The sequence below is a fragment of the Anaerobacillus sp. QJM3NY_17 genome (assembly GCF_056173665.1).
In genome coordinates this window covers 1,538,099-1,553,132 of sequence record NZ_CM149685.1, presented here as the reverse complement: position 1 = coordinate 1,553,132, position 15,034 = coordinate 1,538,099, and the positions used below count along the sequence as shown (strand labels likewise).

The 15,034-nt window shown below is 40.2% G+C and carries 14 protein-coding genes; 6 read left to right on the top strand and 8 right to left on the bottom strand.

Annotated elements, in window-relative coordinates:
- Positions 1 to 71: 71 nt before the first annotated feature.
- Both addA and addB read right to left on the bottom strand, forming a co-directional pair.
- Positions 72 to 3,794, bottom strand: a complete 3,723-nt coding sequence (addA, locus tag AC0VYV_RS08355; RefSeq protein WP_475374737.1) for a helicase-exonuclease AddAB subunit AddA — start codon at positions 3,792 to 3,794, stop codon at positions 72 to 74.
- Positions 3,778 to 7,278: a helicase-exonuclease AddAB subunit AddB gene (gene addB, locus AC0VYV_RS08350; RefSeq protein WP_475374736.1), complete on the bottom strand. Its 3,501-nt coding sequence runs from the start codon at positions 7,276 to 7,278 to the stop codon at positions 3,778 to 3,780. The genes addA and addB overlap by 17 nt, the downstream gene beginning before the upstream one ends.
- A 189-nt stretch (positions 7,279 to 7,467) precedes the next feature.
- Between addB and AC0VYV_RS08345 the strand changes: the two genes are divergently transcribed.
- The 4 genes from AC0VYV_RS08345 (at position 7,468) to AC0VYV_RS08330 (ending at position 8,846) form a co-directional block, all read left to right on the top strand.
- Positions 7,468 to 7,662 carry a hypothetical protein gene (locus AC0VYV_RS08345; protein ID WP_194221130.1) on the top strand — a complete coding sequence of 65 codons (195 nt, stop codon included), beginning with the start codon at positions 7,468 to 7,470 and terminating at the stop codon, positions 7,660 to 7,662.
- Positions 7,663 to 7,773: 111 nt separating this feature from the next.
- On the top strand, positions 7,774 to 7,989 hold the full coding sequence (locus AC0VYV_RS08340; RefSeq protein WP_194221129.1) for a spore coat associated protein CotJA: 216 nt from the start codon (positions 7,774 to 7,776) through the stop codon (positions 7,987 to 7,989).
- Positions 7,990 to 7,992: 3 nt separating this feature from the next.
- Entirely contained in the window at positions 7,993 to 8,256 is a 264-nt protein-coding gene (locus AC0VYV_RS08335) for a spore coat protein CotJB (protein ID WP_194221128.1), read from the top strand.
- Between the two features lie 20 nt (positions 8,257 to 8,276).
- Entirely contained in the window at positions 8,277 to 8,846 is a 570-nt protein-coding gene (locus tag AC0VYV_RS08330; protein WP_194221127.1) for a manganese catalase family protein, read from the top strand.
- Positions 8,847 to 9,110: 264 nt separating this feature from the next.
- Here the strand turns inward: AC0VYV_RS08330 and AC0VYV_RS08325 are convergent, their stop codons facing one another.
- The 5 genes from AC0VYV_RS08325 to AC0VYV_RS08305 all read right to left on the bottom strand — a co-directional run bounded on the left by AC0VYV_RS08325 (position 9,111) and on the right by AC0VYV_RS08305 (position 13,065).
- Positions 9,111 to 9,737 carry a TVP38/TMEM64 family protein gene (locus AC0VYV_RS08325; RefSeq protein WP_475368838.1) on the bottom strand — a complete coding sequence of 209 codons (627 nt, stop codon included), beginning with the start codon at positions 9,735 to 9,737 and terminating at the stop codon, positions 9,111 to 9,113.
- Positions 9,738 to 9,838: 101 nt separating this feature from the next.
- Positions 9,839 to 10,294: a pyridoxamine 5'-phosphate oxidase family protein gene (locus AC0VYV_RS08320; RefSeq protein WP_475374735.1), complete on the bottom strand. Its 456-nt coding sequence runs from the start codon at positions 10,292 to 10,294 to the stop codon at positions 9,839 to 9,841.
- 280 nt (positions 10,295 to 10,574) lie between these two features.
- Positions 10,575 to 11,975, bottom strand: coding sequence for a hypothetical protein (locus tag AC0VYV_RS08315; protein WP_475374734.1), 1,401 nt, complete (start codon positions 11,973 to 11,975; stop codon positions 10,575 to 10,577).
- Positions 11,976 to 12,099: 124 nt separating this feature from the next.
- Positions 12,100 to 12,621 (bottom strand): hypothetical protein, encoded by a 522-nt coding sequence (locus AC0VYV_RS08310; RefSeq protein WP_475374733.1) that lies wholly within the window; start codon positions 12,619 to 12,621, stop codon positions 12,100 to 12,102.
- Positions 12,622 to 12,846: 225 nt separating this feature from the next.
- Positions 12,847 to 13,065, bottom strand: coding sequence for a hypothetical protein (locus AC0VYV_RS08305; RefSeq protein ID WP_430242166.1), 219 nt, complete (start codon positions 13,063 to 13,065; stop codon positions 12,847 to 12,849).
- 170 nt (positions 13,066 to 13,235) lie between these two features.
- On the opposite strand from AC0VYV_RS08305, the gene AC0VYV_RS08300 reads away from it, so the two are divergent.
- Both AC0VYV_RS08300 and AC0VYV_RS08295 read left to right on the top strand, forming a co-directional pair.
- Positions 13,236 to 13,685, top strand: coding sequence for a protease complex subunit PrcB family protein (locus AC0VYV_RS08300; protein ID WP_475368836.1), 450 nt, complete (start codon positions 13,236 to 13,238; stop codon positions 13,683 to 13,685).
- A gap of 218 nt (positions 13,686 to 13,903) precedes the next feature.
- Positions 13,904 to 14,662 carry a DUF3891 family protein gene (locus AC0VYV_RS08295; RefSeq protein WP_475368835.1) on the top strand — a complete coding sequence of 253 codons (759 nt, stop codon included), beginning with the start codon at positions 13,904 to 13,906 and terminating at the stop codon, positions 14,660 to 14,662.
- Positions 14,663 to 14,795: 133 nt separating this feature from the next.
- On the opposite strand, the gene AC0VYV_RS08290 is transcribed toward AC0VYV_RS08295, so the two are convergent.
- Complete coding sequence (locus tag AC0VYV_RS08290) at positions 14,796 to 14,936, bottom strand: hypothetical protein (RefSeq protein ID WP_404682473.1); 141 nt, start codon at positions 14,934 to 14,936, stop codon at positions 14,796 to 14,798.
- Between the last annotated feature and the right edge of the window lie 98 nt (positions 14,937 to 15,034).

The following is a 15,034-nucleotide window of genomic DNA, read 5'->3' as shown; positions in this document are numbered from 1 at the left end:
CACTCCTTTATTTCGATTCATATTCTGACTCCATCGAAACGAAGACAGCCGGACATAAGCCCGGCTACTTGTTAATCGATTAAGAGAGATCGACCTCCGTCAAAGAAGAATAATATTTTCTCCTTACAAGGCACCTTCCAGATCTCATTAATGGCTTTTTCATATAATTGTAGCTGTGTTGTATAGCGCCGTTTCATTGTCTCCATTGCTTGTTCATCAGAAGTAAAACGATTCGCTATCACGTCTGTTTTGTAATCGACTAGCACTAAATCACCGTTTTGATCGCGAAGAATACAATCAATCACACCCTGTAGAACTACCGTCTCTTGATCTCCTTCAAATTCAGGATAGATCCATTTTGAATCTACTCCTAGGCTGAAAGGGACCTCTTTATATATTTCAGCTGCATTTCTCATTTTCTGCCCGAGCTCTGAATCCATTAATTGATGAATTTGCTCGACATCAATGGCTCGTCCCTGTTCAGTCGTTAACAATTCCTTATGCTCAAGTTTGGCGACTAACTCGTTAATGTCTTCACGATCATGCCACTTTTGCAAATCAAGGTGCTGCATGACAATGTGCATCGCCGTTCCCCGCTCAGCAGGCGTTAACTGCTTACTTTGAAGAAAGCGAGGTCGCTCTTTCAGTGATTGGCTAAATCCTTTGACTAGCTTGTCATCACTTCGTTCATCTTGAAAGATCTCACGTTGGCGCTTCACTTCTGTAACGGATTGTTTCGACCTTGTTTCAGACGCTGCTTGATGAGGATAAGTCCAATCAAGACGGTGGTTCACCTCATCTTTATAGGAGCTAACTTCAGGAATAGGCTCTTTCTTCTGTAGTAACATTTCATATTCCCGATGTTTATGAACATCTTCTGCTTCAATCTCAGCGAAGGACGAAGCGTTATGAAGAGTGAGTAACCACCGTGCCGGATGTTGAAATACCTCATCATGTTTTGAAAAATTCGCCATTCCTTCAGATATAGAAGCGAGATCTTTATGTCTCATAATAGCGGGTCCAATCCAGCTCAGATAGGTCTTCCCTTTCGATCGTTCGTAATCCGATAGCAGCCACTCATCTCCAGCTGCTCCTGCCCATGACAATCGTTCTTTCTCCCAATCATTTACCGTTCCAACTAAAATTAATTTCTCTTTCGCTCTCGTTAACGCAACATAAAGAACTCGCATTTCTTCAGCAAGTAGCTCAAGCTTCATCCGCTTTTGCAGTGTAAAGTAAGGCAATGTCGGATAACTAATCCTCTGAACTGGATCAATGAATTTTGTAGCAAGACCAAATTCTTTATGCATCAGCATTTGATTGGCCATATCTCTCATATTAAATTGCTTTGCAATTCCTGCAATAAAGACGACAGGAAATTCAAGTCCTTTGCTTTTGTGAATGGTCATCACTCGGACAACGTCCTCTTGTTCTCCAAGAGCGCGCGCAGTTCCGAGATCACTCCCACGCTCTTTCATTCTGTCAATAAAACGCAGAAAGCGAAATAGGCCACGAAACGAAGTCGCTTCGTATTGTCTTGCCCGATCATACAGCGCTCGTAAATTCGCCTGTCGCTGCAAGCCGGCAGGCATTCCACCAACAAATTCATAATAGTTCGTTTCTCGATAAAGCTGCCAAATCAACTCACTTAAAGAAGACTGCCTTGCCGCTTCTCGCCACCTGTTCAAGTTTGTGATGAACTTCGATAATGTCTCCGATAGCTTGTTCGACTCAGTCTCACAATAAGATCGTAAGGCAAGATAATAACTTGAATGTTTCTCATTGATACGAATAAGGGAAAGCTCTTCCTCTGTTAACCCGATAATGGGTGAACGAAGCACGGAGGCAAGCGGAATATCCTGATAAGGATTATCGATAACATTAAGAAGACTCATCATAATGGCAACTTCTGTTGCTTCAAAATATCCTGTTGCAAGATCTGAATAAGATGGGATGCCAGCTTGCTTTAATTCTTCCATGATCACAGGTGCCCAGCTTGCTGTTGCACGCATTAAAATCACCATATCCCTATACTGGATTGGTCTCATACGATCTTCTTTCCGGTCGTACACTTTTGTTCGTTCGCTTTCACTCTTCCCCATCATATCTTTAATATTAGAGGCAATAAGCCGAGCCTCAAGCTGAACCTTTTCAGTTTCTTCTTCGTCTTCGTCTTTCTGAGCGCTCTTATCAATAATATGAACTTCCGGAACAACCGTTTCAGACTTAGGGTATTCTGCGCCAGGAATGAGCTCAGCTGCTTCATCGTACTCTATTTCTCCAACACGCTCGTCCATAATTTGTTTGAAGATAAAATTCGTACTATTCAACACTTCTTCTCGACTACGAAAATTGCGCGCAAGATCAATTCGTTTCGATGGCTCGTCAGACGATCGACCAAACGTCTTATACTTAGAGAGGAACAACCCAGGTTCTGCTAGTCTAAAACGGTAAATACTTTGCTTCACGTCCCCTACCATGAAGCGGTTCCCTCCTAAGTCAGAAGTTCTGCTAATGGCATTCAGGATGGTTTCCTGAACAGAGTTCGTATCCTGGTATTCATCGATCAATACTTCAGCAAATTGTGTTTGATATTCACGAGCGGCACTCGATGGGACCGGGTTCTCGGGAGTAGAACGATCATCTAACAAAATAGAAAGACAATAATGCTCAAGGTCACTGTAATCCACAAGCCCTTTTTCTTTTTTTAGCTCCGTATACTTGTATCTAAATTCATTTACAAGAGAAGATAACGTTCCTAGTACAGGAGCAAGTTGAACGATGTCTTCTACATATTCCTCAGGGTTTCTTTGGAATAGCTCTTCTTTTAAACTTTGGATGGTCTTTTTGACACGATCACGAAGGCCCTTTACTGTATCAATCATTTCAGGATCATATTGATCCCCTTTACAAGGCTTTAAGCGACCAAACGTTATTTGTTCAAACTCATTTTTGAGCTCCTGCCACGTTTGAGCGGAAGCTGATAGAAGCCTTTCCGTCATTTCACGTTCCATTTCTAACATCTCAAGGTATGGCTCTGGCCCGCCTGGTGCATTAGAAAGAGAAATGGCCTTCTCCTGCATTTCACGCATACCTTCAAGCTGAAGAACGACATCTTTTTTTATTTCCTCTACCCAGACCAATTCATCAAACGCTTTTTCACTCGCTTCTTCATATACGGCGACACTCTCTTGCAACCATTGCTCTGGCCATGGGTGACTAGAAGAGAAATGATAGAGTCTTTCTACAAGAAGCTGAAGATCCACATCACTACGATCACTACTGTAGCGATCAACAAGGTCATAAAAAGCCTCATTCTCTTTCTTGCTATAATGCTCTTCGAAAAGTTCTTCCATTGCTTCTTCACGAAGCAATGCCGCTTCGGTTTGATCCGCTACTCTAAAGGCTGGATCAAGATCAATTTCGTAATAATAGCGTCGAAGCACTTCCATACAAAAAGAATGAAGCGTTGAAATAGAAGCGCGATTCAACATCGAAAGCTGTCTTCTTAAATAAAGGGAAGATGGGTCTTCTTTTAACTTTTCTTCAAGAGCCTCCCCGATTCGATGTCTCATTTCAGCTGCTGCAGCATTTGTAAACGTTACGACAAGAATTCGATCAACTTCAGCAGGATCATTCTCATCAGCAAGACGCCTAATAATTCGTTCAACTAAAACAGCCGTTTTCCCCGACCCAGCTGCAGCTGCTACGAGAACGTCTTGATCACGAGCAGCAATAGCTTCCCATTGTTCGTCTGTCCATTTCGAGCCTTCGGGTTTATTCATTATCGTCATTCCCGTTCGCCTCCTCTCTCATCCGTCTCAGTATTGTTTCATCATCCTGAACAGTAATCGGTCGATAGTCATTATCCTCCATCGCCTGATCAAATTGACAAAATGAGCGATAGGAACAGAATGTGCATGGGATGCGATCCTTCATCTTGTAAGGATCGATATCGATACGTCCGTCTGATATTTCTGTTCCAATCGTTTGTATGGTTTGCCGTGTGAATGACCTGAGCGCCTGAAAATCATCGGAAGATAAAACAGAAGAATTTTTATAAAAAGTACCGTCTTTCTTTAAGGCGGCTGGAATAATGTCAGATTTTTTCTTCTCAATGTCCTGATCCATCAAGCTTACGACATCTTTGTCAGCTAGAAGAAGACCCTTCATCTTAAACTTTTTGAAAAGTTCCTGTTGAAGAGCAGCTTGTCCTGGCGCTGATGCCTGCAACATTGGATTATGAACGTGGAAGTACAGCATTCCAGCTGCCGTTGCATCACGACCGAGCCAGATGTTTGCGTTTGTAATCACAACATCCAGATACGTTAGCATCTGAAGCGCTAAGCCAAAGTAAACTTCTGAGAGATCAAGAGAAGTTCCACTTGATTTGTAGTCAATAATTCTGAGAAGAAGCTCCTCTCCATTTAGCGCCTGATCAACGCGGTCCACTCGTCCGATCAGCTGGATTTTCACCCCATTCTTAAGCGTAAACTCGATTGGTGGCAACTCCTGGTTTGGGCCAAATCCTAGTTCAAGCCCCGCTGGCTGAAAACCGCTTTTCTTCGCTTGTTGACCGAGAACGGAAGAGGCTCGACCTACTACCTGAGAAAGTTTTCTCATTATATAGTGATAGCGATTTGAACTTAATAGAATTTCATTTTGCAATTTCGGTGCAAGTTGCTCTACGATTTGACCTGATAGTTCATAATATTGATTCGATGAAAGCTTGGCCCAATCCCAATGACGCTGCTTAATTGTTTCAGCCATCATATTTAGCGCCGCGTGGAATAACTGGCCAATGTCTGGAGCTTCAAGCTTAAATGTTGACCGTTCTTTCAACCGTAAACCATGAGAAGCAAATTGCGAAAAGGCACAGGACTTATATCTTTCCATTCTAGAAACACTTGTTTGAATCTTTGAACCATACAGTTTTCTACTAGTGTCTTCTGTCAGACGATCTGCTTTGTTACGATAAAAAAGACTTTCAATCAATCGAACTCGATTCTCTTGTGAAGACGCTGTAACGAACCAATTATAGGCATCCCACCAGATCGGATCAATTGGATAGCCTCGATGCCATTGACGAAGCTGACCTGTTAATCTACCAATTGTCTTCGCCGGGTTCGTTATAAACGATAGTTCTTCTTTCAATTCTTCACCTGGTTCAGCAAATTTCAAACCAATGTTAAGTTCAGGAAACATCTCTTTCAATCGATTCATCACAATAGAAGGCTGCAATCCCTTTCCTTCTTCATCTGCAAGAGGACAACTTACCCAAAGAGCATCAGAGGGCGTTGACAAGGAATGGTAAATTAAAAATTCTTCGTCTAAAAGACGTCGCTTTAATCCAGGTGCCAGCTGGATCCCCTGATCCTCTAGCTTTTCTCGATCCTGTTCGTTCAAAAGCCCATCTTCCTGTATTCTTGATGGTAAAACTCCTTCATTGACACCTAGCAAAAAACCACACTTCACATCAGTAAATCTCGTTCGATCAATGCTACCGATCACAACTTGATCAAGTGAAGCAGGTACGAGGGCAAATTTCATGTTTTCCATTCCAGCTTCAAGAAGTTTCGTAAATTGTTCTATCGAAAGTTTTTGATCACCAATCAATTCAACCGTTTCATCAAGCAGTGCAATAACAGCATCCCAAACTTGATCATGCTCCCGTGCTTTCGAAAGCTGACCTGCTTCTTCTGCTTGTACCTTCAATCGATCTATTTTTTCTGCAGCATGACTATTCTCTAGAAGATAATAAAGAATTTCACACATTTCGCGAACGGTTTTTGCTTTCGTCATTTTTCTTTCAAACTTCTCGAGCGGTGTAACAATCCATTCTTTCGTTTCATTTAATCGATCTTCCATTTTTTCGAGGTCATCTGAGGTGACCGTTTCATCATCTTCAAGCTGTCGGTAGATATTTGCTTTAAAGCGCTCATCCGTTTTCCAGCGATAGCCCTTAATGCCTTTAGCAATTACATAATTTTCGAGTTCATCCATGCGCTCGCGAATGGTTTCGATACTTTCTTCTGTATCGTCAGGAAAAAGCAATTCTGTTTTGACACAGCGAAACACAGATTCATAGCGCCAGTTATATTGAATTATATCTAGACCGGACCTTATTAATTCAATTAGCGGGTGATGCAGCATCGTTCTCTTTTGGTCAGAAAAAATAGGAATACCGTGATCGGCATAGATCGTTTCGACAAGTTCATAATAAGAAGCCATGTTACGTACCATGACTGAAATGTCTCTATATCGATAGCCCTCATCGCGTACTAATCTAAGCGTTTCACGCGCTGCCGCTTCAACTTCGGAACGGATATTCACCGCATGATGCACTTGAATATGCTGAAGACTTCCATTATAAAGAACTGGTGGTCGTTCACCATAGTTGGCTTCTAAATGAGCAAGTTCACTATTGTTATAGCGCTTTTGATCAGCTAGAATTATCGGTTCCTTAATAGCAGCCCCCTCTTCATGCGCAAGTCCTTGAAGAGTTTGATATGTTTTCGCTGGCTCATGAAAGAGATCCAGTTCATGAATGCTTGAAGGATTCATCTCGGGATCCATCGTGATGGTAACTGTAAGGTTTGTTCCTTTTTTTATTAAAGCCTGAAGCACAAGAAGCTCTTGAGGTGTAAAACTATGAAAACCATCAATCCAGATAGAGGCACCCTCTAAGTAGCTTGACGCTTCGATTTTCTCAGCAAGCAATGCCAAATAGTCTTCCGAATCAAGATAAAACCCGAGCATTTCCTTCTGAAAAGCATCATAAACAAGGTGAAGATCATAGAGCTTATCTCGAAGTAAGCTTCGCTCATCTTCATCATAAAGATCATCCGCAAAACGTTTTATATCTTCCGGTTCAAGACAATACCGTTTAAACTCTGTTACCATGTCATTCAGATGTTCCACATACCCTGTTTTTTCAGAAGAACGCTGATAAATTCTTAGCTTCTGTTTATTCTCTTCGATGATATGACGTAACATCATACTTGTTCCTACGCTCGTTAAGTGTGGGCGGGCCATCCCTCCCGTTTCTTGAAGAACTTTCCATGCCAGTCTTGTAAAACTAAAAACCTGAGCACGAATCATTCCTTTTAACCCTCTATTATGTACTAGTTCATATTCTGATTGAAAAGTCATTTGCTCTGGTACAAGATAGATCATATCTTCACCAAGCGGGCGATCGATCAATTCTTGCTGCATTTCAGATAAACAATGCTCAGTTTTTCCACTTCCAGACCGACCAATCACAAACTGTACCGCCATGTACTCTACCTCCTACACCGTATATTCTTTGTCTATTATCTCATGTTTTTCTTCAATTGGATAGCAAGACAAGAAAATACGTTCGCATCTAAAGCGACATTATTTGTAAATTATCACACTCGATGGTTTTTAGAATGGTCCGTCAGGGTATATCAAATATAAGAACATATTTACAAAGGAGTTTTGACAATGGAAAAAGAATTCGAAACATTTAAGTGGGAGCTAAATAGACTAACAAGAGACATGACCGAATTTGTGCATAGCTACGAAAAGCTCGACGAAGGTCAAAAAAGAAGTGTTGCATCGAACTATCCATTTAAATCAGACCTTCATGACCTAAAGAATATGCTTGCTACGTGGAACAATACGGTTAATAAAATGTAAAAAGATGAGGAGCACTCCCACTTTAGGGGGTGCTTCTTTATTTAGAAATCATGTTTCTTTCATAACTTCATACATCTAAAGAGTAGAGATTTGTATAGAAGGAGGTCAACGATGTATACCCACAGAAAGTATTACGAGCCTTATGTTAGTCCATTTGATCCATGTCCTCCTATTCGAGTGAAGTCTTACTCCACTCCTCCTAATCTTTATATGGGATTTCAGCCCCCAGGACTGGAGCAATATTCCGCACGTGAAGCTCTCTCTCGAGGTACTCTCTGGAAAGCCTTCTATGATCCCTATCCTTATCCTTCAAAGCAGGGGGAGTAAAACATGTCTAAACAGCTACCGAAAGCCTACTATGAGCTGTTAGAGGAACTGCAGGCCACTGATTTCGTTCTCGTTGAACTGACTCTTTACCTTGATACACACCCGGATGACTACGAAGCCATTCAACAATTCAATGAATATGCCAAAAGAAGTAAGCATCTTAAGAAACGCTATGAAAAGGAATATGGTCCCCTTCAGCAATACGGCAACAGCTATTCAAACTACCCATGGAATTGGGGCGACGCACCGTGGCCATGGCAAGTCTAGTCTGGAAAGGGTGAACCTCAATGTGGCTATATGAAAAGAAATTGCAATATCCCGTTAAAGTCAGTACATGTAACCCCATGCTTGCCAAATTTTTGATTGAGCAATATGGCGGTGCTGATGGTGAACTAGCAGCAGCCCTCCGTTATTTGAATCAACGGTATACCATTCCTGATAAGGTCGTCGGGTTATTAACCGATATCGGAACAGAAGAATTTGCTCATCTCGAAATGATCGCTACAATGATCTATAAACTCACAAAAGACGCAACCGCAGATCAAATGAAAGAAGCTGGACTCGGCGCCCACTATGCTAATCATGACAGTGCCCTATACTACTCCAATGCCGCTGGCGTCCCATGGACAGCAAGCTACATCGCCGCCAAAGGCGATCCAATCGCCGACCTATACGAAGACATCGCCGCAGAAGAAAAAGCAAGAGCCACCTACCAATGGATCATCGATCTCTCAGACGACCCAGACCTAAACGACTCCCTCGCCTTCCTAAGAGAACGAGAAATCATCCACTCCCAACGCTTCAGAGAAGCCGTTGAAATACTTAAAGAAGAAAGAGATAAGAAAAGGATATTTTAAAACGAAATGCGGAAGCGCCCGTATAGCCTCGACAAGCGCTGGAGCCCTCTAAAAAGAACACGCTCTTTGTGTTCATTTTAGAGGGTGAAGCGATCGAGAGGCTGGGCGCTGCAGCTAGACACGAAAAGCGGATGTGGGCGGTTAGACACGGCAGCTAGACATGAAAAGCGGATGCGCCCGTTTACCCTACACAGGCACTAAAAGCTTAAAACCAAATAAACAATAACACGCAAAAGCCATCCCCTTTCGGGCATGGCTTTTCCTTTATCTCACATGATCTTCAGTACGATGTTTTCTCGGGCGTTGATTCAATTTGACTTCAATTAGTTTGCCTGCTCCCCATAATACAACTATGGCAGTGAGAATCAGCACCATCTCCAAAGGACGATGGATCAGGGCGAAGACATCATGTCCAATAAAAGACACGATCGATATCATCACCATTTTCCCTAGTAAAACGGCGAGTACAAAGCTTCTAATGCTCATATTTGACAGACCCGCAACGACATTGATTAAAGCTGATGGCGTAAATGGAAAACAAAGCAGAAGAAATACCATCCCAAATCCATGCCGCTCGATCCAGCGAAGTGTTTTTTCGATTTTGGCATGTTTTGTAATCACTCGCATGAAGCGCTGTCTAGCAAGCTTTCTGACCACTATAAAAACGATCAAAGCGCCAAGAGATGCACCAAGCCATGAAAGTAAAGAGCCATACCAGAATCCATACGCAGCCGCGTTTCCTGCTACAAAAAGAAAAAGGGGCAATATGGGAATCACAGCCTCAAGCATTGGTAGCAAAATTCCAGGCAAAGGACCAAGTGCACGATACTGACCTAGCCACTCTCTGATTGTTTCTTCATTCAAAAAGTCTTTAATCATTTCCCATTCCATATGGGAATCAACCTCGTTTCCTGATGCATACGTCATTGCGAAAGCACATAATGCTTATTTCTTATATTAAATCACAAAAAATTATGATAAGAAAGTCTCGTCTATTTTAACAACGCTTCGTACACTTCTTCATCAAGAGCTTCCGCTTTCTTTTGATTATATGTTTTTTCATATTGTGGTTCTGCCGTTATTTTCGCACCCCAGAACATGCTTTCTGCGACTTGAGTAACTTCCACATTAATCTTAGCAAGCTTCAGCGACACTCCTTGCATCGCTTCCTCTAGGATAGATGCTTTTCCGTGAATGGAATATACCGTTTCCAATCCGATTATTGTAAAGACAACATTAGAATGCTGTTTGACATTTTGAATTGTTTTTGAGTTAGAAGTCACAGAAAAGCGAATATTATTTTTATCTAGGCTTTTCACCCATGATATCGATGATACATTGGGTGTATGGCTTTCATGATCAATCGTTGCAAGCATTACAAGCTTTTCTCCTTCTAAAAAGGTTACAAGATCTTCTGTTAGCTCTGTCATATTCCCCTTCTTCGCCAAAATGCCTCATCCTTTCAATTTCTTTGATCTATTGCTTTCCTAAAAGATTACCACGAATCCCTCTTAATGGAAACGCTTCACCATTTCAAACCGAATTTATTGTATAAGGAAGACTATATTAATGAACCTCATTGATGATTAATATAAGCTAACATATAAAAAAAAGCCGTACTCACGTGAGCACGGCTAACAGGGGGAAAATCACTTTCAAACTACTTAGGGGGTTTGATAAAGAATATTCCCGAATGTCAAAAAACCAAACTACAAATTTGAAAATAAATTATTTTTTTTCATTCATTTTAAGTGAACCACTTATATCAAGGTTAATCGACTGGAATTCAGGTAAATTTGAAAGCGTCATAGAAACTGGGAGACCTGATGTGAAATGCTCATGATCAAGATCAACCTGTATACTGTTCGGCTCCCCGATAGGTCTTGTTTGATAAATAAGAATAGAACTCTTCTTATCATCTTTTAATTCTAAAAGAATAGGCTTGCGGGATTCAATAAGCTGTCGCTCCTCTTCTGAGGCAACATCAAATCGCTCTTCATAAGTCTTTCGGCTTTCAATATAGTACTGATTAAAAAATTGCGAACTTATTGCTTCTTCAGCATCAAATGAGATCACAAGTTGCTGACCATCATCCTTTAATTGAACAGAATAAGAGATTCCGCTGTACTCTCCAATGGTTACCTTTTCTCCCTTTTCCATCGCTTCCAAGTCAGATTGCGCGATTGTTTTACTAACTGATCCGTCTTTATTAAGAATCACTTCATTTAATCGATATGAGAACTGTTTCTGTATTGCCTGAAAAGGTTCTAAAGGAAGATAACTTCCATCCTTGTCTTCCCTTACATCATACTCAATGGAGTACGGGTTTTCTCCGCTTGTATTGGTGATTACAAACTTTGTTTGCGGATCGTACTCACCTTCAATATAGAGTTTATTCATGTTAAGACCTGCTTCAAAATGAGAAAATGTAAGCTCTCCATCCTTTATTTTTACACTTTTGTTCAAATCCGTTTCAGCATATACATTTGAAGCATAATCACTTTCTAAAGACAGCTCCTGATTTTCCAAGTTCACCTTCTCATCATTTCCTTGAACATACGCATCTTTAATAAGGACGGAATTTGCTGATGAAAAACGATTGAACTCATTTATAGTCCCACCGGCCTCATGATTCGGTATTAAAATATCAGCCTGATAGATACGGTGATTCACAACATGAGGCTTGCCATTTTGCTCCTTAGAAATGTTCTGCTGATTAACTAAATATGATTCGTTTGATCCTTCGATTCCTGTAAAGCTAACTGACCCGATATGTAATCTTGGTAAATTATATGGTTGATCACTTTCCTTCAACGAAAAGGAATAAGTAAGATAAACGGCTCCGTAATTTAGAACCATTACATCATGGATAATTAAATCTCTCTCGGCTGAAAGAAGGGGGATACGGCGCTCCTCACCACCCAATACTCCTAACTCTCTTGCTAGTCGAGTCTGCGGAACACTGTTTTCCATTGCTTCTTCCCAACTACTAGTAGATTCGTATACTTCAAAAAGAGACTCATCCACTTTAAAATTAGGCTCCCCATTCTTAATCTGATTGAAAATAACAAGGAACAGGACGAAAGATAAGAAAATTCCAATAATTTTATATAAATTTAATTTCCTCACATAGATCCCTCACTTCTGATCGTCATAACTCTATTCTATCAGTTTTGAACTTATGATTTAAACAACAGTCCTATCTCAGCATCCTTTTTAAAGAATAAACCAAAAAAACTTCCTCTAAGGAAGTTTATGGTGCTATTTCAACTGGAATTCGAAACAAGAAACTCTCTTCTTTATTATTCATCACAATAGGTACTTTAACTTCAATCTGATATGCACCTGGATCTAGAGGTTCTGTAGCAAGTGAATCCCCTTCGATAATTTCATCATTAGACACATTCTTTTCGACTGAAGGTACTAAAGAATTATATGGAATAACAACTTCGTCTGTATTTTGTTCAGTAATTTGGTAATCCAATAGCCTGTCTTTTACTACCTCAACCTGAGTATTCTCGTCACCTTCATACTTTATCTTGGCAGTAAGGGTAATACTGTAATCTTCTGCTAGTTTACTATTCACAAGAGCGCCTATGGGCATTTTTGGCTGCGTCTCCGACCTTGATACCACGTCTCTTTGATTTTCACTAAGCAAGTATTCACTAGTATTCATTTTCCGATCACTAAACAGTACATTGACAGCGCCTACAATAATAAAAACAATAAAAAACAATATAATTAGCTTAGAACTATCTAACTTCCATTTCTTCATAACGACATCCTTCCACGCATATCTCAATGCTCCTAGTATATCATTTCCTTATCCGAACATAGCAAAAAAAATTTAATGAATAAGAAGTTTTGATACACTAAAATAAAGATCCAGAGAAAGGATGTCATTAGATGGATTTGATTATAGATGTACTATATGGAACTGGAATTGTTTTCTTACTGATTGCTGGTTTGTATTTAGTTGATCAATTCCGCAAATAAGGCCTTATGCATTAGGTCCTGCTTTGTACAAGACCGATGGTGATGGATCAATAACGGAGGCATCATATTCCTGTTGAACTGACCCTTGTGGCATTTGTTTAATGATGCGAACGAGTTCTTCTTCATCAGGATTGTACCCTTTTCCTGATAAGTACTCCATTATTTCTCTAGTACTCACCGGTTCCTCAACATTTCTTAAAAAGCTTAAAATTTCATTCTGCATGATTTGTCTCCTTTCAATACGTCAACGTCTCACATTTTTATTACCCTATTAACAGAAATTATAATCGTTTTCACACCCGACTCTTTCCAAGCGTAATGAAATTCGCTAAACTTAAGATAGTTTCAGCTTTACTAAAATGAAAGATTCTATATAGAGGAAGGAGTAGGACATTGCGTTCATTATTACTAGTTATTTCAATGATGTTCGTTATCTTGGCGGGGTGCGGTAATAATTCATCTCAAACCTCTAACGAATCGAACGGAGGAGAACAAATGCAGGAAAACATCGCTTTTGAAACAGTCGAAATGCAGAATGCTCCTAAAGATGTTCAGACAACCGTTCAACAAAAATGGTTAGAAAAATCCACTTTTACAATTCCATCAAATGACGATCTCTATATTATTATTACTCGTGGTGAGATGCCAACAGGTGGTTATTCAGTCTCAATCGACAGTATCATTAAAGAAGGCAACGAAATTGTTGTCTCGTATTTCTATACTGATCCGAAAAAGGATGATATGGTTACACAAGCCATTACAAAACCAATTGTGATCTCAAAAATCGAGATGACGAATACTCGTGTTAATTTTAAAGAAATTCAAAAAAGCGTTCCTAATTAAGGATTCGCTTTTTTGTTACACACAAAATCACAACGCTTACAACATTCGTAATGAGCCATTAACGGAGGAATTTCGCTTTTATCTATCCAGCTCCATTCCCCATGGCCTCGATCACTTCATCTCTCATGCTGAACACAAATAGCGTGTTCATTTGAGAGACTCCAGTGATTGTCGCCCATTAACAGGGGAATTACGCTTTTATTGAAAGGACTGAGGATATGATTGTTTATGAAGATAATGATTATTTTGTCATGATTACACAGCATGATCACGCTTTGCTTTCAGGGCAGTTTGCAGAAGCGTTGCGGAAGTCTTTTTGGCCAGGTAATCTCTATCAGGAAGATGTTTTATATGCGATAAAACATCATGATCGTGGATGGATTCCACTTGATGAAGTTCCATTTTGGAATGATCGACGCGAAGCACCCTACTCCTTCTTAGACTTTCCTCTAGCTACTAAGCTAGAATTCTATAAGAAAGGGATCGAGGAAGTGAATGAAAAAACAACTTACGGGGCTTTTCTTTGTAGCAAACACTATCGCTCTTTCTTTAATGGTGCCGAGTCTGAACGTGCGATCCGTTTTTACGCAGAAGAAGAGAATAGACAGGATCAGCTCAAGGAATCAATTGATATACCTGATGATCTTCTAATATTTCACTATCAGCTTCTTCAATTTTGTGACGACCTGTCGCTCTATGCATGTTTTCAAGAACCGGGTGTCCAAAAAGAGGAAGAGCTCTCCTGGTATCGGAATGGATTCCCTCAATCCTTTTATTTTCTGGAGGAACAGGATTCAATACAGACAAGCTGGAAATCTACTGATACGATACAAATATCTCATCCTCTATTTCATGAAGATCACGTCTTTCAAGTGCAGCTTAAGCGTGTTCCAAAAAAACTGATCGAAACTGAAGGAATTTCAAAAGCTTATCAATCCACTCCAGTTGAATATCGTAGATTTCACTTTAGTAGCTAATGCTGACAATAGACAGTGAGATATTTGCCTCTGAACGAAAGCCAGATTCATCACGTCAACTTAAATAGGAACTTCCTAATCATTTAGGAAGTTCCTGTGTGAGTATACAAAGTCCCCTCTCCTAAGAAAGGCGTTAGAAAAGTAACGTTACAAAATAGAAAATAGTTCCCAGACCGGCAATGGAATAATTAAAAAGGCGATTGTTTTCTGACCAATTCTTTTCAGCGTTGAATTTTTCAAAGGCAAGCATTCGATAACTCGTCTCGCTTCTCATTCTCAACACACCCTTATTCGATTATTCTAACTATTCTTTCTATTATTGTAAGCGCTTACTTACTTAAAGTAAAGGTTTAACCACAACAAAAAAGCCGT